The sequence below is a fragment of the Aeromonas sp. FDAARGOS 1414 genome (assembly GCF_019047065.1).
In the GTDB taxonomy this organism is placed as follows: Bacteria; Pseudomonadota; Gammaproteobacteria; order Enterobacterales; family Aeromonadaceae; genus Aeromonas; species Aeromonas veronii_A.
On record NZ_CP077210.1, the window covers coordinates 988,112 to 1,007,594 of the forward strand.

At 57.7% G+C, this 19,483-nt stretch carries 17 protein-coding genes; 11 read left to right on the forward strand and 6 right to left on the reverse strand.

The window, feature by feature from the left end; all coding sequences use genetic code 11:
* Window positions 1-53 precede the first annotated feature (53 nt).
* Window positions 54-2,306, forward strand: a complete 2,253-nt coding sequence (gene clpA / locus I6L44_RS04445; RefSeq protein ID WP_216950968.1) for an ATP-dependent Clp protease ATP-binding subunit ClpA — start codon at window positions 54-56, stop codon at window positions 2,304-2,306.
* Window positions 2,307-2,374: 68 nt separating this feature from the next.
* Here clpA and infA read toward each other — a convergent pair whose 3' ends face one another.
* From infA to aat, 3 genes are all read right to left on the reverse strand, one after another.
* Window positions 2,375-2,593: a translation initiation factor IF-1 gene (infA, locus tag I6L44_RS04450; RefSeq protein ID WP_005300033.1), complete on the reverse strand. Its 219-nt coding sequence runs from the start codon at window positions 2,591-2,593 to the stop codon at window positions 2,375-2,377.
* Window positions 2,594-2,661: 68 nt separating this feature from the next.
* Window positions 2,662-3,378: an arginyltransferase gene (locus tag I6L44_RS04455; RefSeq protein WP_127006603.1), complete on the reverse strand. Its 717-nt coding sequence runs from the start codon at window positions 3,376-3,378 to the stop codon at window positions 2,662-2,664.
* Entirely contained in the window at window positions 3,375-4,082 is a 708-nt protein-coding gene (gene aat, locus I6L44_RS04460; protein ID WP_158113151.1) for a leucyl/phenylalanyl-tRNA--protein transferase, read from the reverse strand. Before aat ends, I6L44_RS04455 begins: the two co-directional genes overlap by 4 nt.
* Window positions 4,083-4,101: 19 nt before the next feature.
* Between aat and I6L44_RS04465 the strand changes: the two genes are divergently transcribed.
* Window positions 4,102-4,572, forward strand: a complete 471-nt coding sequence (locus tag I6L44_RS04465) for a glycine zipper 2TM domain-containing protein (RefSeq protein ID WP_005337104.1) — start codon at window positions 4,102-4,104, stop codon at window positions 4,570-4,572.
* A 108-nt stretch (window positions 4,573-4,680) separates the two neighbouring features.
* On the opposite strand, the gene I6L44_RS04470 is transcribed toward I6L44_RS04465, so the two are convergent.
* The 3 genes from I6L44_RS04470 to ald all read right to left on the reverse strand — a co-directional run bounded on the left by I6L44_RS04470 (window position 4,681) and on the right by ald (window position 8,242).
* The gene (locus tag I6L44_RS04470; RefSeq protein WP_005351207.1) at window positions 4,681-5,928 is read right to left on the reverse strand and encodes a diguanylate cyclase; all 1,248 of its coding nucleotides are present in this window, start codon (window positions 5,926-5,928) and stop codon (window positions 4,681-4,683) included.
* A gap of 62 nt (window positions 5,929-5,990) precedes the next feature.
* Window positions 5,991-6,941, reverse strand: a complete 951-nt coding sequence (gene trxB / locus I6L44_RS04475) for a thioredoxin-disulfide reductase (RefSeq protein ID WP_042062225.1) — start codon at window positions 6,939-6,941, stop codon at window positions 5,991-5,993.
* 185 nt (window positions 6,942-7,126) lie between these two features.
* Complete coding sequence (ald, locus tag I6L44_RS04480) at window positions 7,127-8,242, reverse strand: alanine dehydrogenase (protein WP_058059143.1); 1,116 nt, start codon at window positions 8,240-8,242, stop codon at window positions 7,127-7,129.
* Window positions 8,243-8,392: 150 nt separating this feature from the next.
* Here ald and lrp point away from each other — a divergent pair, with 150 nt between their 5' ends.
* The 9 genes from lrp to adk all read left to right on the forward strand — a co-directional run bounded on the left by lrp (window position 8,393) and on the right by adk (window position 19,419).
* Window positions 8,393-8,884 (forward strand): leucine-responsive transcriptional regulator Lrp, encoded by a 492-nt coding sequence (gene lrp, locus I6L44_RS04485; protein WP_005300047.1) that lies wholly within the window; start codon window positions 8,393-8,395, stop codon window positions 8,882-8,884.
* Between the two features lie 202 nt (window positions 8,885-9,086).
* Window positions 9,087-11,603, forward strand: a complete 2,517-nt coding sequence (locus I6L44_RS04490; RefSeq protein WP_272953436.1) for a DNA translocase FtsK — start codon at window positions 9,087-9,089, stop codon at window positions 11,601-11,603.
* A gap of 79 nt (window positions 11,604-11,682) precedes the next feature.
* Window positions 11,683-12,291 (forward strand): outer membrane lipoprotein chaperone LolA, encoded by a 609-nt coding sequence (lolA, locus tag I6L44_RS04495; RefSeq protein WP_041202312.1) that lies wholly within the window; start codon window positions 11,683-11,685, stop codon window positions 12,289-12,291.
* A 76-nt stretch (window positions 12,292-12,367) separates the two neighbouring features.
* The gene (locus I6L44_RS04500) at window positions 12,368-13,705 is read left to right on the forward strand and encodes a replication-associated recombination protein A (protein ID WP_216953399.1); all 1,338 of its coding nucleotides are present in this window, start codon (window positions 12,368-12,370) and stop codon (window positions 13,703-13,705) included.
* A gap of 287 nt (window positions 13,706-13,992) precedes the next feature.
* Window positions 13,993-15,288, forward strand: coding sequence for a serine--tRNA ligase (gene serS, locus I6L44_RS04505; RefSeq protein WP_216953400.1), 1,296 nt, complete (start codon window positions 13,993-13,995; stop codon window positions 15,286-15,288).
* A gap of 188 nt (window positions 15,289-15,476) precedes the next feature.
* On the forward strand, window positions 15,477-15,965 hold the full coding sequence (locus I6L44_RS04510) for a CvpA family protein (RefSeq protein WP_005337086.1): 489 nt from the start codon (window positions 15,477-15,479) through the stop codon (window positions 15,963-15,965).
* A gap of 21 nt (window positions 15,966-15,986) precedes the next feature.
* Window positions 15,987-17,507: an amidophosphoribosyltransferase gene (purF, locus tag I6L44_RS04515; RefSeq protein ID WP_005351229.1), complete on the forward strand. Its 1,521-nt coding sequence runs from the start codon at window positions 15,987-15,989 to the stop codon at window positions 17,505-17,507.
* A gap of 205 nt (window positions 17,508-17,712) precedes the next feature.
* Window positions 17,713-18,471, forward strand: a complete 759-nt coding sequence (miaE, locus tag I6L44_RS04520) for a tRNA-(ms[2]io[6]A)-hydroxylase (protein ID WP_005346385.1) — start codon at window positions 17,713-17,715, stop codon at window positions 18,469-18,471.
* Between the two features lie 303 nt (window positions 18,472-18,774).
* Window positions 18,775-19,419: an adenylate kinase gene (adk, locus tag I6L44_RS04525; RefSeq protein ID WP_005337083.1), complete on the forward strand. Its 645-nt coding sequence runs from the start codon at window positions 18,775-18,777 to the stop codon at window positions 19,417-19,419.
* Window positions 19,420-19,483 lie beyond the last annotated feature (64 nt).

Genomic DNA, 19,483 nt, shown 5'->3' on the forward strand with positions numbered 1-19,483 from the left:
TGACTTGATGGCGAGTGTGACACCACATTGTAGCTGTACTAGGGGAGGTGCCTATGTTGAATAAAGATCTAGAAAAGACGCTGAACGAGGCTTTCAAACTGGCCCGTGACGAGCGCCACGAATTCATGACCGTCGAGCACCTGTTGTTAGCCCTTCTGGATAACAGTTCAGCCCATGAGGCGCTGAGCTCTTGTGGTGCCGATGTTGAGCAGATGCGCAAGGAGATCCGCGCATTCATCACCCAAACTACTCCGCTCATACCGCGCGACGATGAAGATCGGGAAACCCAGCCGACTTTGGGCTTCCAGCGCGTGTTGCAGCGTGCAGTCTTCCATGTGCAATCCTCCGGCAATACTGAAGTCAGTGGTGCCAACGTACTGGTCGCGATCTTCAGCGAGCAGGAGTCGCAAGCTGCCTATTTCCTGAAAAAAGCCGAGATCAGCCGTCTCGACGTCGTCAATTTCCTCTCCCACGGGGTGCGCAAGGACAGCAAACCGGATGTTGGTAGTAACAATCCGGAGTCCGACGACGATGTATCTGCAGCCCAGATCGAGAGCTTTGCCACCAACCTGAACCAGCTGGTGCTGGAAGGGCGCATCGATCCGCTGATTGGTCGTGATCAGGAGCTTAATCGTACGATTCAGGTGCTCTGCCGTCGTCGCAAGAACAACCCGTTGCTGGTGGGTGAAGCGGGCGTGGGGAAAACCGCCATTGCCGAAGGGCTGGCCTATCGCATCGTCAAGGGTGATGTCCCCGAGGTGATTGCGGGCAGTACCATCTATTCGCTGGATATGGGTTCTCTGCTGGCGGGCACCAAATACCGTGGGGATTTCGAGAAGCGCCTCAAGGTACTGCTCAAGCAGATTGAGCGTCAGGAAGGGGCCATCCTCTTTATCGACGAGATCCATACCATCATTGGTGCCGGTGCGGCATCCGGTGGTCAGCTGGATGCGGCCAACCTGATCAAGCCGCTGCTCTCCAATGGTTTGCTCCGCTGTGTGGGATCCACCACTTATCAGGAGTACGCCCAGATCTTCGAGAAAGACCGTGCGTTGGCCCGTCGCTTCCAGAAGATCGATATTGTCGAGCCGACTATCGATGACACCACTCGCATACTGATGGGGCTCAAGAGTCGCTACGAAGCCCACCACGGTGTGCGCTACACAGCCAAGGCGATCCGTGCAGCTGCCGAACTCTCTGCCAAGTACATCAATGACCGTCATTTGCCCGACAAGGCGATCGACGTGATAGACGAGGCGGGTGCCGGTCAACGGCTATTGCCGGCGAGCAAGCGCAAGAAAGTGATCAATGTGCAGGAGATAGAAACCATCGTCGCCAAGATTGCCCGTATTCCGGAGAAATCAGTTTCTTCCTCGGATAAAGAGGTGCTGAAGAACCTGGAGCGCAATCTGAAGATGGTGGTCTTTGGTCAGGATAAAGCCATTGAGGTGCTGACAGATGCGATTCGCCTCTCACGCTCAGGTTTGGGTAATGAGCGTCGTCCGGTTGGCTGCTTCCTGTTTGCCGGTCCCACCGGTGTCGGTAAAACAGAGGTGACTCAGCAGTTGGGCAAGGCGTTGGGAGTCGAGGTGTTGCGCTTTGATATGTCCGAGTATATGGAACGCCACACCGTTTCTCGCCTGATCGGGGCACCTCCCGGTTATGTCGGTTTTGAGCAGGGCGGTTTGCTGACTGATTCGGTGATCAAGCATCCTCATTCCGTTGTGTTGCTCGACGAAATTGAGAAAGCTCACCCGGACGTATTCAATCTGCTGTTGCAGGTGATGGACAACGGCACCCTGACCGATAACAACGGGCGCAAGGCGGATTTCCGTAACGTCATTTTGGTGATGACTACCAACGCCGGTGTGCAGGAGACCCAACGCAAATCGATTGGCTTCCAGCAACAGGATTTGAGCCACGATGCCATGGCGGTGATCAACAAGACCTTCAGTCCGGAGTTCCGTAATCGGCTTGATCACACCATCTGGTTCAACCATCTCGATATGACGGTGATCCATCAGGTGGTCGACAAGTTCATTGTCGAGTTACAGGTTCAACTGGATGCGAAGGGGGTCTCTCTCGAGGTCTCCGAGCGTGCCCGCCACTGGTTGGCAGAGAAGGGATATGACAGAGCCATGGGCGCCAGACCGATGGGGCGGGTAATCCAGGAGCACCTCAAGAAACCCCTGGCCAACGAGATCCTTTTCGGTTCACTGGTTGACGGGGGAATTGTGAAGGTTGAGTTGGTAAATGACAGCCTCAGCTTTGATTTTCAGGTCAATGTTGAAGCTGTTTCCCACTAAGCGTCAGTGATCAGAAAACGACAAAAAACCCCAACCGAAAGGTTGGGGTTTTTTGCTGAATTCCTGGCTTAGCGAGAGCGGAAAACAATACGTCCCTTGGAGAGATCGTAGGGAGTCAGTGCTACCGTTACTTTGTCTCCAGTCAGGATACGAATGTAGTTTTTGCGCATCTTGCCTGAAATATGAGCGATAACCACGTGACCATTCTCCAGTTCCACACGGAACATGGTATTGGGCAGGGTTTCGAGAATAGTGCCCTGCATCTCAATACTGTCTTCTTTAGCCATTGAATCCTCTTGATAAGCCACAACAAAAAACCGCTGGATCATGCCGGATTTAAGGCTATGTGTAAAGTTTACTCGGGCTTGGTGTCGATATTTTTCCATTCCCCCTGAATTAACAGCTCGTGAGGGAGGTAATTGCGTTTGTAATTCATCTTGCGACACGCCTCTACCAGATAGCCAAGATAGAGCCAGCTTCGCCCGGTTCGCCTGGCCAGATCGAGCTGGCAGAGGATGGCAAAGGTGCCCAGGGAGCGATCGGCATAATCCGGATCGAAGAAGGTGTACATGGCGCTCAAGGAGTGGGGCAGCAGGTCTGTGGTGGCGACACCGATCAGGCGGCCATCTTTGCGCATCTCCAGATAGAGTGGCGGCATCCAGTCACAATGGAGAAACCCGCGATACTGGCTGCGGTTGGGGGGATACATGCTGCCATCGTGGTGGCGTTCGCGGATATAACGTTCGTAGAGCAGGTAATACTCGGGCTTGTCGTCGTAGCTCAGGACGATCTCGATATCTTTGTTGAGCTGGCGGATCCGCTTCTGGCCACGGCTGGGACGAAAGCGCTCGCTGTGAATTCGAAGGGATTGGCAGGCATGGCACGCCGGGCAGTGGGGGCGATAGATGTCGTTGCCACTGCGGCGAAAACCGGCAGTCAACAATCGCTCGTAACCGTTGGCGTTGAGCAGATTGTGATCCATCAGCACCAGCAACTGCTCCTGTTCATGGTCCAGATAACTGCAGGGATGCTTGGGAGTCAGCCCTACTTTTAGGATCACTTCTTCAGTCATAGGCTGATCTCCCCCTCTTGCCAGCAGGAAGCCAACAGTGGTTGATGGCCAAGGCGCGCCAGCTCAGCCAGAAAACGGGCCCGTGGCCACTCCTCGATACCCAGGGTCGCCAGAAACGGGTTTTGCATCTGGCAATCGATGAGGGCGCCGCGATGGCGGGCGAAGTGGCGACAGAGTGCCACCATGGCAAGTTTGGCGCCGTTATCAATCCGGCTGAACATGGACTCACCGCAAAACAGTCGGCCGATAGAGAGGCCATACAGTCCCGCTTGCAGCTCTCCCTCCTGCCAGATCTCGATAGAGTGGGCATGACCCAGTTGGTGCAACTGCTGGTAGGCCTCGATCATGGGTTGGCTGATCCAGGTGCCATCGGCAGTGCGACGAGGGGCGGCGCAGGCGGTAATAACTTCATTAAAGGCGCGATTGACGGAAATATCGAATGGGGTTTTGCGGATAATCTTCTGCAGTGTCCGCCCCACATGGAGTTGGTCGGGACGGATCACTCCGCGGGGATCCGGTGACCACCACAGGGTCGGCTGGTGGGGTTCATTCCACGGGAAGATCCCCTTGTGGTAAGCTGCCAGCAATCTGGCAGGGGAGAGATCCCCGCCGATCGCCAGCAAGCCGTTGGGCTCTTCCAGCGCATGGCTGGGGTCGGGAAACCAGCAAAGCTCATCATCCAGTTGGGTAAGATAGCGAGACATAAGGCAACGAGGTTCATAGATGAAGGCCATTATCCTGATAGTATCCAGCTTGCTCTGCTTTGTCACGGCGCCCGCCGGGGCGGAGGTCTACCAGCGCAATACCGCGCGGCCGGTCAATCAGGTTGTGTTTGGTCAGGTCGAAACGGTGCGCAATATTACCCAGCGCCAGATCCTGGAGTCCGAGCACTCTGGCTGGAAGACGCTGGGTGGTGCCGTGTTGGGCGGTCTGCTGGGCAACCAGTTTGGCGGCGGTCATGGCCGTGAAATCGCCACCGCCGTCGGCGCACTCGCGGGGGCTGCGGCTGCGCAGCAATACCAGTCCGGGGGAACCGTGGTGGAAAACAAGCTGGTGGAGCTGCTGATCCGCAACGAACAAAATGCTCTTATCAACGTGATCCAGGATTATGATCCCGCCATGGTCTTTGCCAATGGGGACAAGGTGCGCATTCTCTACTTCGATGATGGGGTGCGGGTCGACAAGACTTACTGACTTTCGATAGTCTCGGTGATGGGGAGACTGTGGCAGGGAAGGAACCCGCAGACTCTCCTGCTGGAAAGTCTGTCGGGCGGTAATACACGGGACTGATGCCCTGAGGATTCAGATAGCTGTCTCTTGAGAGACTATCTTGTCGCGACCGGTGTTCTTTGCCTGATAGAGCAGCCGATCCGCTACGCTCAGCGCCTCGTCCATGGATATCCGCCCGACACTGATCACGCCGTAACTGGCGCGAACAAAGAGCGGGGTTTCCGGTGACAAGGGTTGCTGGCGCAGCTGCTGGCGCAGCCCTTCAAGACGCTTGATCAACACGGGGACGGTACAGTGAGGCACCATCATGGCAAACTCCTCTCCGCCAAACCGGGCGATCATGGCATCGGGGAAGAACTGGGTCAGTAGCCGGGTCAGATGGCAGAGCAGTTGATCGCCGATGGCATGGCCCCAGTGATCGTTGACCTGCTTGAAGTGATCCACATCGAGCACACAGAGTGCCAGAGGCGTCTGCTGGCGCTGATGCTCTTCAAACCATTTTTGCCCTTCGTTGAACCAGTAGCGCCGGTTGTAGAGACCGGTCAGGTAGTCACGATTGGCTGACTCCTGAATGCTGTTGAACTGCTCGAGCGCTTCCAGATTGTGGCTGACCCGACACTGCAGCTCTTCCGGCTCGAACGGCTGGTTGAGAAAGTCGTTGGCGCCTTGCTTGAGGTAGCGAGCAGAGAGACCGCGCTTGTCCGAGACCGAGATCCCGATAATCGCGAGCTGCTGCTTGCTGTAACGCTCTCTCAGCATCCGCACCAGACTGATGCCATCGATATCCGGCATATAGTAGTCGACCAGTGCCAGCCGGATGTCCGGGTGTTGCTCCAGCATCGCCATCGCTTCACGGGCATGACTGGCCTCATGCACCTGCAACAACTGCTTGCGCAACTGGGCCATGGTGCGGTGACGGGAGGTGCGTGAGTCGTCGACCACCAGCACTTCGATGGACTGGTTGAGATAGAGGCGGTGCACCAGACTGACGGCATATTGCAGCGAATGGCGCGAATCCTTCATCACATAGTCCAGCACGCCGGTTTCCAGCCAGGCGGCACGTTTATCCTCGCTGATGTCGGCAGTGAGGATCACCACCGGCAAACCTCGAGCCAGCAGCTCGTTGACCGCTTCGCCACGGGGCGCATCCGGCAAGGTCAGGTCCACCAGCGCGACCACATACTCCTCTCCCCGACAGTGACGGGCACCTTCGAGGGTATCGAAGGCGTCAATCTCGAGGCCAGTTTGCTGGGCAATGGCCTGAGTCAGCATACGGCGGATGGTCAGGCTATCTTCGACAATCAATATCTTCTGTTTCATTAGACTCCTTTAAATAAAAAAGGCATACCGACTGGTATGCCTTATATCACAACTGCGCTTGTTTATTGCGCGTCGAGGTAGCGTTCGGCATCGAGGGCTGCCATGCAGCCGGTACCGGCAGAGGTGATCGCCTGACGGTAGTTGTGGTCGGCCACATCGCCAGCAGCGAAGACTCCTTCAATGCTGGTCTGGGTGGCAAAACCGTCGAGGCCGCCACGTACCTTCAGATAGCCGTTTTGCATCTCCAGCTGGCCATCGAAGATCTGGGTATTGGGCTGGTGGCCGATGGCGATGAAGACGCCCATCAGCGGCAGCTCGCTGGTGCTGTTGTCCTGAGTGTTGCGCAGGCGCACACCGGTGACCCCCATCTGATCACCCAGCACTTCGTCCAGGGTCTGGTGGGTGTGCAGCACGATGTTGCCGCTCGCAACCTTGTCGTGCAGACGCTTGATCAGGATCTTCTCGGCCCGGAACTCGTCGCGGCGGTGGATCAGGTGCACCTTCTTGGCGATGTTGGCCAGATACAAGGCTTCTTCAACGGCGGTGTTGCCGCCGCCAATCACCGCCACTTCCTGATTGCGGTAGAAGAAACCGTCACAGGTGGCACAGGCAGAGACACCGCGCCCCTTGAAGGCTTCTTCGGAGGGCAAACCCAGATACTTGGCGGAGGCGCCGGTCGCGATGATCAGGGCATCGCAGGTGTACTCGCCGTTGTCGCCCTTGAGACGGAACGGGCGCTGAGTCAGTTCGACACTGTTGATGTGATCAAACAGGATGCGGGTATCGAACTTCTCTGCATGGGCTTTCATGCGCTCCATCAGGGCCGGGCCGGTCAGGCCTTCCGGATCACCTGGCCAGTTCTCCACTTCGGTGGTGGTGGTCAGCTGACCCCCTTGCTGCATGCCGGTGATGAGCAGGGGATTGAGGTTGGCGCGGGCGGCGTAGACGGCCGCGGTGTAACCGGCTGGGCCTGACCCTAAGATCAGCAATTTGCTGTGAGTGACTTGGCTCATGATGTCATTTCCGGGATGTGATGAGTTTGCGCGATTGTAGGTAATTCGTGATCCGGGGTCAAAGGCTGGTGAGTCGATTGCACTAATCGTGTTCACAAGGGGTGACATGCAAAATAAAGGAATAAAAAAACCGCCCATCGCGGGCGGATTTTCACTCATCTCCAACTGGCGCGGGCCAGCGCAGATCAGTTCAGCAGGGTCAGGGGATCCGTGTAGGCAAGGCCATGTGCCACGGCCACTTCCTTGCAGGTGAGTTTGCCCTCCATCACGTTGAGCCCGTGCAGCAGGTTGGGATCGCTCAGCAGTGCCTGACGATACCCTTGCTGGGCCAGCTTGATAATAAAGGGGAGGGTGGCATTGTTGAGCGCCACGGTCGAGGTGCGGGCCACCGCCCCCGGCATGTTGGCGACACAGTAGTGCACCACCTCATCGACAATATAGGTCGGATCCTGGTGGGTGGTGGCGTGGGAGGTTTCCACACAGCCGCCCTGATCGATGGCCACATCGACGATGGCCGAACCCGGCTTCATGCGCGCAATGTGGTCACGGCTGACAAGTTTTGGCGCAGTGGCGCCCGGAACCAGCACGCCGCCGATGACCAGATCGGCCGCCAGCAGATGGCGTTCCAGCGTCTCGCTGTTGGAGTAGACCACCTTGGCCGCTCCCTGGAACTCGTTATCGAGACGACGCAAGGTATCGACGTTGTTGTCGAGGATGGTCACATCTGCGCGCAGGCCAATGGCCATACGAGCCGCATTGGAGCCGACCACGCCGCCGCCGATGATCACCACCTTGGCCGGTTCGACACCTGGTACGCCGCCGAGCAGCACACCGCTCCCACCGCGCGATTTTTCCAGCGCCTGGGCACCCGCCTGAATAGACATGCGTCCGGCCACTTCCGACATGGGGGCCAGCAGGGGCAGGCCGCCACGGCCGTCGGTGACGGTTTCATAGGCGATACAGATGGCGCCGCTTTTCAGCAGGGCTTCGGTCTGGGGCAAGTCTGGCGCCAGATGCAGATAGGTGAACAGGGTTTGACCCGGACGCAGCATGGCACATTCGACAGGCTGAGGTTCCTTGACCTTGACGATCATCTCGGCTTTGGCGAAAACCTCTGCTGCAGAGGCCAAAATTTCGGCTCCAACAGCGATATAATCTGCATCGCTGAAGCCAATGCCGTTTCCGGCACCGCTTTGGACGAAAACAGTATGGTTTCGTGCTGTCAGTTCACGTACACTGGCCGGAACCATGCCTACGCGGTATTCATGGTTTTTTATCTCTTTAGGTACACCGATAATCATGCTATCCCTCGTCTATAGATTGGTGTTTCATGTTGCCAAAATGTTAACCAACATTTGCGCCTAGTATATTCAGGTATTGACAGGATTTGTGACCATAATTATAAAATGACTGGTGATTCTTACCAAAAAATAGCCAAAGGATGGAATAAAATGATGGAAGCTAAGAGTCGGCTAAAGGATTTGGACAGGATTGACCGCAACATTCTTAATGAACTGCAAAAGGATGGCAGGATTTCGAATGTTGAGTTGTCCAAGCGAGTTGGCCTGAGTCCTACACCGTGTCTGGAACGGGTTCGTCGCCTCGAGCGACAAGGTTATATCGAAGGATATGCCGCTATTCTGAACCCTCATTATCTGGACGCATCTCTGCTGGTGTTTGTAGAGATAACCCTCAATCGCGGGGCGCCTGATGTGTTTGAACAGTTCAACAAGGCTGTTCAGGTGCTCGAAGAGATCCAGGAGTGTCATCTGGTTTCCGGTGACTTCGACTATCTGCTCAAGACCCGAGTCAGCGACATGTCGGCTTACCGCCGTCTGTTGGGGGAAACCCTGCTGCGTCTGCCCGGTGTCAATGACACCCGTACCTACGTGGTGATGGAAGAGGTCAAGCAGAGCAGTCGTCTGGTGATCAGCACCCGATAAAGCAGGTTATGCCGTGGTATCTTTTCCATATGAGACACCATGACAGTCAGAAACGAGCGGCCGGTCCGCTCGTTTCTTCTTGTAAAGATAATTGCAAATAGGGCCCCGTCCCATCAGGCTCTGGCTGACAATCGATGGGCTTTTCGGGGATACTAGGCCCCCTTATTTCCTGCATTACATGTTTTCAGAAAGGAGCCGGAGTTTGGCCGATAAAAAGCTGTTTACTCCTTTATCAGGTACACAACGGATCTTCGAAGCCGTCTTGATCGCCATCACCCTGATGGCTGCTTATCTTCTGCTTGCCCTGTTGTCCTATCATCCCGCTGATCCCGGCTGGTCCCAGACCTCCTGGCAAGGGGAGGTGAAGAACCTCGCCGGTAGTGCCGGTGCCTGGCTCGCCGACATCACCATGTTTACCTTTGGTGCCTTCTCCTATCTGGTGCCGCCGCTGGTGGTGCTGCTGGGCTGGAGTCTGTTCTGGCGCCCGAGCCGTCTGCTCGATGTGGATTACCTCACCCTGGGGGTGCGGATCATCGGCTTTATCCTGACCGTGCTCGGCATGTCGGCCATTGCCAGCATGAACTTCAACGATATGCAAAACTTCTCCGCCGGTGGTCTGGTGGGGGATGTGATCGCTTCTGCCGTGGTGCCGCTGTTTGGCGGCGTCGGGGCCAACCTGATGCTGCTCTGCTTCGTGGCAACCGGCATCACCCTGTTTACCGGCTGGTCCTGGCTCACCATCGTCGAGCAGATCGGCGCGGCCTGTACCGGTTCGGTCAGCGCTGTTTACCACTTCCCGACCACCCTTGGCCGCTGGTTGACCGGTGGCTGGCGTCAACCCCGCAACGAGGGGCCGGATCCCTTGCTGGAAGGCGGGGTAGGGGCCATCGCGTTTGATGACGAGGAAGATGAGCCGCACACCAGCTGGACTCGCAAGCCCAAGGCCAAGAATCAGAAGGCTGCCGCCGAAGAGTGGCTGCCGGAACTCGACGACGATACCTTCGAGTTCGACCCACAGTTTGATGATGAAGATGATGAGCCGACTCCGGCTGCCAAACCGAAACGTGCGGTGGCGGCTGCCAATGGGCGCCGTCAGCCGGTACTGGCTGTGGCCGATGACGATGATGAGGACGATCTGGAACTGCCGTGGGCCGAAGGGGACGACGAGGTCGCCGCGCCGGTAGCCGTCGCACCGACCAAGCCCAAGCGTCGTCCGCAATCTACGCTGCCGCCGTTGCCGAGTATCGAGCTGCTCGACCGTCCACCCGCCAAGACCCAGATGATGAGCAAGGATGAGCTGGATCGCATGGGGCGTCTGGTGGAGGCCAAGCTTGCCGACTACAACGTGCAGGCCAAGGTGGTGGGTGTCTATCCGGGCCCGGTCATTACCCGTTTCGAGCTGGATCTGGCGCCGGGCATGAAGGCGAGCAAGATCACCAACCTCTCGCGCGATCTGGCCCGTTCCCTCTCTGCCAGCAGTGTGCGGGTGGTTGAGGTGATCCCGGGCAAGACCTTCGTCGGTATTGAGCTGCCCAACCGGGTGCGTCAGACCGTTTACCTGCGCGAGACCCTCGACTGCGATGCCTTCCGCGATAGCCGCAACCCGCTCACCATGGGCCTGGGTCAGGACATCGCCGGCGAGCCGGTGGTGGTGAACCTGGCCAAGATGCCGCACCTGCTAGTGGCCGGTACCACAGGTTCCGGTAAGTCAGTGGGGGTCAACACCATGATCATCTCGATGCTCTACAAGTCATCCCCCGATGACCTGCGCTTTATCATGATCGACCCCAAGATGCTGGAACTCTCGGTCTACGAAGGGATCCCGCACCTGCTGACCGAGGTGGTGACCGATATGAAGGACGCCGCCAACGCCCTGCGCTGGTGCGTGGGGGAGATGGAACGCCGTTACAAGCTGATGTCGGCGGTCGGGGTGCGTAACCTCAAGGGCTACAACGACAAGGTACTGGCTGCCATCGAGGAGGGGGAACCCCTGCTGGATCCGTTGTGGCGCCCGGGTGATTCCATGGATCAGATGCCGCCGGAGCTGGAGAAGCTGCCCCACATCGTGGTGGTGGTGGACGAATTTGCCGACATGATGATGATCGTCGGCAAGAAGGTGGAAGAGCTGATTGCCCGTATCGCCCAGAAGGCGCGGGCCGCCGGTATTCACCTTATTCTGGCGACCCAGCGTCCATCAGTGGATGTCATCACCGGTCTTATCAAGGCCAACATCCCGACCCGTATTTCGTTCCAGGTGTCGAGCAAGATCGACTCGCGCACCATCATCGATCAGGGGGGCGCCGAATCCCTGCTTGGTATGGGCGACATGCTCTACATGCCGGCCGGGACCTCCAACCCGACCCGGGTACACGGAGCGTTCGTCGATGATCACGAAGTGCACAAGGTGGTGGCGGACTGGAAACTGCGCGGCGAGCCGAACTACATCGAGGAGATCCTCTCCGGTGAGTCGGGTGGCGAAGGTGGCAGCGGCGAATATGGCGGTGGTGGTGACGAAGAGCTCGACCCCCTGTTCGACGAAGCGGTCGCTTTTGTGGTGGAGTCCCGCCGTGGCTCGACCTCCAGCGTCCAGCGCAAGTTCAAGATTGGTTACAACCGGGCAGCCCGTCTCATCGAGCAGATGGAGAATCAGGGCATCGTCAGCTCACCGGGTGGCAATGGTCAGCGCGACGTGCTGGCACCGCCGCCGGTGCGGGACTAAGCCTCACCGTTTCATACTATCCCTGGCCATGCCCTCCGCGGGCGTGGCCTTTTATCGAGAGCGTCTTATGAAGAGCGTGATGAAAAAACAACTGTTGATGGGTACCGTGTTGCTGATGGCCAGCAGCCAGGTGTGGGCCGATGCGGCCAGCGATCTCAAACAGAAGCTGGCGGGTGTCAGCCTCTTCTCCGCCAAATTTGCCCAGACCGTCTATGACAGCAAGGGCAAGGAGCTGCAAAAGGCAAGCGGCGATCTGCTGGTGCAGCGGCCAAACCGTTTCAACTGGCACACCACCTCGCCGGACGAGAGCCTGATCGTGGCCGATGGTCAAGATGTCTGGGTCTATGATCCCTTCGTCGAGCAGGTCACCGCCCTAAAGCTGAAAGATGCGGTGCTCAACACCCCCTTTATTCTGATCGCTGGCAATGACGACAAGTTCTGGAAGAACTATGACGTGACCCAGCAGGGCGATGTCTACACCGTCACCAGCCGTAACAAGGATGAGCTGATTGCCTCCTTCCGAGTCACCTTCGACAGACAAGACAACATCAGTCGTTTCGATGTGAAAGAGGCGCAAGGGCAGTGGAGTGAATTCACCCTGAGCAGCTTCAACCGCAAGCCGGTGCTCAAGGGCAACGAATTTGTTTTCAAGATCCCGAAGGGGGTCGAGCTGGACGACCAGCGTTAATGAGCAAGCGGTCGTTGGATTGCTCGCCACTGCGCCAGTCAAAGGCGAGTGGCGTGACGCTGGGGGGTCAATACAGATGAGCAACTTGTCGCTGGATTTCTCATCGGACTTTCGTCCGCTGGCGGCCCGGATGCGGCCACAAAACCTCGATCAGTATATCGGTCAGCAACATATCCTGGGGGCTGACAAGCCCCTGCGCAAAGCGATCCTGGCGGGTCACTGTCACTCGATGATCCTGTGGGGGCCGCCCGGTACCGGCAAGACTACGCTGGCGGAGCTGATGGCTCACTACTGCCAGGCGGAAGTGGAGCGACTCTCTGCGGTCACCTCCGGTATCAAGGAGATCCGCGCCGCCATCGACAAGGCGAAGGAGAACAGCTGGCGCGGGGTGCGCACCATTCTGTTTGTGGATGAAGTGCACCGCTTCAACAAGAGCCAGCAGGATGTGTTCCTGCCTCACATCGAAGATGGCACCATCACCTTTATCGGTGCCACCACAGAAAACCCCTCGTTCGAACTCAACAACGCACTGCTCTCACGAGCCCGGGTCTATCTGCTCAAGCGACTGGAGGAGAGCGATATTCTCGCCATGCTCGATCAGGCGATCACCGATCCCCGTGGTCTCAATGATCCGGCACTCACCTTTGCCCCCGGCGTCAAAGAGGCGCTGGCCAAGGCGGTGGATGGGGACGGGCGAAAATCCCTCAACTATCTGGAGCTGTTGGCCGACATGGCCGAAACCGACAGCACAGGGGCGAGGGTGATCGACAGCGCGCTGCTTGCCGCCGTAGCGGGGGAACATGTGGCCCGCTTCGACAAGGGGGGGGATCACTTCTACGACCTCATCTCGGCGGTGCATAAATCTATCCGCGGCTCGGCACCGGATGCGGCACTCTACTGGTATGCCCGCATGGTGAGTGCCGGCTGCGATCCGCTCTACATTGCACGCCGATTGCTGGCGATTGCCTCGGAAGATGTGGGCAATGCTGATCCCCGTGCCATGCAGGTGGCGCTATCTGCCTGGGATTGTTTCCACCGCATCGGGCCGGCGGAAGGGGAGCGGGCCATCGCCCAGGCGATCGTCTACCTTGCCTGTGCTCCCAAGAGCAATGCGGTCTACACCGCCTGGAAGGCAGCGCTCCATGATGCCAAAAACCTCCCTGACTTCGAGGTGCCGGTGCACCTGCGCAATGCGCCGACCCGGCTGATGAGCGATCTGGGCTATGGCGCCGAGTATCGCTATGCCCATGACGAGCCGGGCGCCTATGCCGCGGGGGAGGAGTATTTTCCCCCCGAGCTTGCCGGCAAGCAGTACTATCAGCCTACCGATCGTGGCCTTGAAAAGCAGATCGGCCAGAAGCTCGATTATCTCCACGAGCTGGATCGACAGAGCTCGCAAAAACGGGGCCGATAGCCCCGCTTGTTTGTCAGCAGAATGAAAATTGGTCAAGTACCGGAATAATTGGGGTGTTTGACCGCACAAGTCGGCAAAAACGACCCAAATAGTCCCTGTTCGGGCAGGGGGGCGGTCTGCTACACTGCCCCTCTGACCCCGTTGGTTTCGGCCTGATACCATCTTCTTGATTTCGAAGGCCTGACTCTCAAGGCGACGGGGGCCAACCGATGTTAACTTCCGGATCTGTTTTTTAGCCCGTCATGATGACTCAGGCCCAGATCCCTTATTAAAAAAGTAGGTAACCCATGCTGGATCCCAAATATCTGCGCAGCGACATCGATGAAGCTGCCGCTCGTCTGGCGACACGTGGCTACGTTCTGGACGTAGCGGCTGTCAATGCTCTGGAAGAGAAGCGCAAGGATCTGCAGTCCCGTACCCAGGAGCTGCAGGCCGAGCGCAATGCCCGCTCCAAGTCCATCGGTGAGGCTGCCCGTCGCGGTGAAGATGTTGGCCCGCTCAAGGCCGAGGTGACCAAGATCAATGACGAGCTGGAAACCAGCAAAGTTGAGCTGGATGCGCTGCTGGCCGAGCTGAAAACCATTGCCGACGCCATCCCCAACCTGCCGAGCGAGACCACCCCTGTGGGTCGTGACGAGAACGACAACGTGGAAGTGCGCCGTTGGGGTACCCCGCGTCACTTCGACTTCCCGGTACGGGATCATATCGATCTGGGCGAAGCGGCCAAGGGCGTTGATTTCAAGAACGGCGTCAAGCTCTCCGGTTCCCGTTTCGTGGTGATGAAGGGCCAGATTGCCCGTCTGCACCGCGCCCTGGCCCAGTTCATGCTGGATCTGCACACCCTGCAGCACGGTTACACCGAGTGCTACGTGCCTTATCTGGTCAACCCGGACAGCCTGTACGGTACCGGCCAGCTGCCGAAGTTCTCCCAGGATCTGTTCAATACCGGTATTGACGGGGAAGGGGAAGAAGAGGGCAAGGTGCGCAAGTTCTCCCTGATCCCGACCTCCGAAGTGCCGCTCACCAACATGGCGCGCGACGAGATCTTCGACGAGCAGGAGCTGCCGATCAAGATGACCGCTCACAGCCCCTGCTTCCGCTCCGAAGCGGGCTCCTACGGTCGTGATACCCGTGGTCTCATCCGTATGCACCAGTTCGACAAGGTCGAGATGGTACAGCTGGTTCATCCGGAGAAATCCTGGGAAGCGCTGGAAGAGATGGTGGGTCACGCCGAGAAGGTGCTGCAACTGCTGGAGCTGCCGTATCGCGTGATGGCGCTTTCTACCGGTGACATGGGCTTCTGCGCGGCCAAGACCTACGATCTGGAAGTGTGGCTGCCGGCCCAGAACACCTACCGCGAGATCTCCTCTGTCTCCAACTGCACCGACTTCCAGGCGCGCCGCATGCAGGCTCGCGTGCGTGTCGATGGCAAGCCGCAGCTCATTCACACCTTGAATGGCTCAGGTCTGGCTGTGGGTCGTACCTTGGTCGCTGTGCTTGAGAACTACCAGCAGGCAGATGGTCGTATCGCCATTCCGGCCGCGCTGCAATCCTACATGGGTGGCCTGACCCACATCGGGTAAGCTCACGCAGCTGACCACAACGCCATGGCATTGCCATGGCGTTGTGCATTCTGGCGCCGAACAATCGTTTTAGTGCTGAAAAAAATGCAGCTTTTCGGCGCCGCTTTGAACAGTTAACACATTTTTATCAAGCAATGCGCAATCGTTTTTGTTAGACTGCGCCGCAATTTCGCAGGACATCTTTTTCTATGGTCTGGATTGATTACGCCATCATCGGCATCGTCGGTTTCTCTGCTCTCATCAGTCTGGTGCGCGGCTTCGTCAAGGAGGCCATGTCTCTCGTCACCTGGTTCGTCGCCTTCTTTATTGCCAGCCATTTCTATCCTGATCTCGCCGTCTATTTCACCTCCTTCTCCGATGCGCTGGTTCGCAACGGTCTGGCCATCGCAGCCCTGTTTGTGGCGACCCTGATCCTCGGCAGCGTGGTCAACTATGTGGTGGGTCTGTTGGTGGACAAGACGGGTCTCTCCGGTACCGATCGGGTGCTGGGGGTCTGCTTCGGTGCAATTCGCGGGGTGCTGATCGTCAGTGCCCTGCTTTTTTTCATGGATACCTTCACCAGCCTCTCCCAGAGCGACTGGTGGGTGGCGTCCAAGCTGGTGCCGGAGTTCAAGCCGGTGATCCAGTGGTTTTTCGGGTTCATGCTGAACTCATCCAGTTTTCTTAAACAGGTATAGTGACTTCGAGGTAGCAAAGACATGTGTGGTATTGTCGGTATAGTTGGCACCACCCCCGTCAATCAGGCCCTCTACGACGCCTTGACGGTGTTGCAGCACAGGGGACAGGATGCCGCCGGGATCGTGACCATTGATAGTGGAAACTTCCGGCAACGCAAGGCCAATGGCCTGGTGAAGGACGTGTTTGAAGTGCGCCACATGCAGCGTTTGCAAGGGAACATCGGCATAGGTCATGTCAGATATCCCACAGCAGGTAGCTCAAGTGCCGCTGAAGCCCAACCTTTTTATGTGAACTCGCCCTACGGCATGGTGCTGGCCCATAACGGCAACCTCACCAACGCCAAGGAGCTCAAGGAGCAGCAGTTCAAGGTCGCCCGCCGCCACATCAACACCACCTCCGACTCGGAAGTGTTGCTGAACGTGCTGGCCCACGAGCTGGATCGCTGTGACAAGATGGCCCTGCGCCCCGAAGATATCTTCGCCGCGGTGCGCAGAACCCATCAGCAGATCCGCGGCGCTTATGCGGTGGTCTCGCTGGTGATTGGCCATGGTCTCATCGGTTTTCGTGATCCCAACGGCATTCGCCCGCTGATCCTCGGTCGTCGTCAGGATGAGCAGGGCCAGGTGGAGTACATGCTCGCCTCAGAGAGCGTGGCGCTCGACGCCATCGGTTTCGAGACGGTGCGGGATATTGCGCCGGGTGAAGCCATCTACATCACCGAGCAGGGCCAGCTCTTCTCCGAGCAGTGTGCGGAGAACCCGCAGATGAGCTCCTGCATCTTCGAATACGTCTACTTCGCTCGTCCCGATTCGTGCATCGACAAGGTCTCGGTCTACGCTGCCCGCCTCAACATGGGTCGCAAGCTGGGTCAGAAGATAGCCCGCGAGTGGGAAGATCTCGATGTCGATGTGGTTATCCCCATCCCCGAGACCTCCTGTGACGTGGCGCTGGAGATCGCTCATACCCTCGACCTGCCATACCGTCAGGGCTTCGTGAAGAACCGCTACATCGGCCGTACCTTCATCATGCCGGGCCAGACCCAGCGCAAGAAGTCGGTGCGTCGCAAACTCAACGCCATCAGCTCCGAATTCAAGGGCAAAAAGGTGTTGCTGGTGGATGATTCCATCGTGCGTGGTACCACGTCCGAGCAGATCATCCAGATGGCCCGTGAAGCGGGGGCAGCCAAGGTCTACTTCGCCTCGGCGGCGCCGGAAATTCGCTTCCCCAACGTCTATGGCATCGATATGCCCACCGCCAACGAGCTGATCGCCCACGGCCGCGAAGTGGAAGAGGTGTGCAAGCTGATTGGCGCTGACGGTCTGATTTTCCAGGATCTGGAAGATCTGGAAGCCGCCGTACGGGAGATCAACCCGGATCTGCGTCACTTCGAGACCTCGGTCTTCAATGGCCACTACGTCACCTCCGACGTGGACCAGTCCTATCTGGATCACCTCAATGCCCTGCGCAACGATGACACCAAAGCGGTGCGTGAATGGCAGGAAGGCACCAGCAATCTGGAAATTTTTAACGAAGGCAGTTAAACGTTTGCGGTTTTGCCGGATGGGATAGCGAGATGGGGGCCCGTAGCCCCCATTGTCGTTTCTACTTAACACTGGCAGAAGGGGGAGGAGATATCTGTTTGAAAAATATCCGCTTATCTTGCCGGATATGGGCATGGCCAGCGGGATCCGCTAGCATAGGCGGCAACATATATGACCGATACGCTTTTAAGAGACGAGAGTTCAGATGGATGATCTGCTAGCCCCAGTGCGCCAGTTTTTGCAGTGCGAGACCCCGGATGAGTGGGTGGAGATGGCGCGGGATCCGGCCCGTTTGCCGACCCTGCTCATCGATCACGCCAACTGCGAGACCAAGGCAGCACTCACCGCCCACAGTCTGGTGCGCCGCTACTGCCTGCCCAAGGGCAAGCGCCATCTGCTGCCCAAGCTGGAGTTCTATCGCGAGCTGGATGCCATCCCGGAGAAGGCCGAGATCCTGGGCAAACGCAGCATGGGGGAGTCTGATCGTACCGTCTTTGCCGAGCTGGAGCGCAATCCGCTGCTGTTTCCCATGGTGCGGCTCATTCAGGAGGAGCTGCATCACTTCGAGCAGGTGCTGGAGATCATGCAGGCCCGCGGCATCGAATACGGGCCGGTGACGGCCTCCCGCTATGCCCGCCAGTTGATGCAGCATGTGCGCACCCATGAACCGGCCACCATCGTCGACAAGATGATCATCGGCGCCTACATCGAGGCACGCTCGTGCGAGCGCTTTGCCAAGCTGGCACCCCATCTGGACGAAGAGCTGAGCCGCTTCTATGTCTCTTTGCTGCGTTCCGAGGCGCGTCACTATCAGGATTACCTGAGCCTGGCCGAACAGTACGCAGGGGAGGATATCAGCGAGCGGGTGGCCTTCTTTGGCAAGCTGGAAGCCGAGCTTATCTGCTCGCCGGATCCGCAGTTCAGGTTTCATAGCGGTCTGCCTGTCACATCTGACAGTTGTTGACGCACAGGGGGCAAACTACTATTGCCCTGTTCCTACTACGAGCGACAAGTAGTTACTTTTGAGCGCAATTCCCGGCCCTGAGCCGGGATCTTTTTTTCTGCAGTACCTCCTTCCTGCTTTTGTCGCTCTATGCTGAATCCCTGGCTATTTTTGCGTCTTCCCCTTGCGATGAAATCCTGTTCGAACAGCCGGTTATTGTGGTGATAAAGTGCTCATTCAGGTGGCTCACCCTTGTAGAAACGGGCGAAACCGTGTACTTTTTTGCCTTCGCAAGATTTGAATAACCAATCAATAGGAGCGTGTATGCGCATTGTTCTGTTGGGGGCTCCGGGCGCCGGCAAAGGTACCCAGGCTCAGTTCATCATGGAAAAACACGGTATTCCCCAGATCTCCACCGGCGACATGCTGCGTGCGGCGATCAAAGCGGGCACCGAGCTCGGTCTGAAAGCCAAAGCTGTGATGGACGCAGGTCAGCTGGTCTCTGACGACATCATCATCGGTCTGGTCAAAGAGCGCATCGCTCAGCCGGACTGCGCCAAAGGCTTCCTGTTGGACGGTTTCCCGCGCACCATTCCCCAGGCGCAAGCCATGAAGGACGCCGGTGTCGTAGTTGATTTCGTGCTGGAGTTCGATGTGCCGGACGAAGAGATCGTCAAGCGCATGAGCGGCCGTCGCGTTCACTCCGGCTCCGGCCGTACCTACCACGTGGTGTTCAACCCGCCGAAAGTGGAAGGCAAGGATGACGTGACCGGTGAAGATCTGGTGATCCGCGCCGACGACGAAGAGACCACAGTACGCAAGCGTCTGGATGTATATCATCAGCAGACTGCGCCGCTGATCGGTTTCTACGGCAAAGAGGCGGAAGCGGGCCACACCCGTTATGTCAAGATCGACGGCACCCAGCCGGTTGATCTGGTCAGCAAGCAGCTTGCCACCATTCTGGGCTGATCTTTGCTGCCGGCACTGTTTCCCGTGCCATCAGATAAATAAAGAGAAGGGCCCTGTCGGGCCC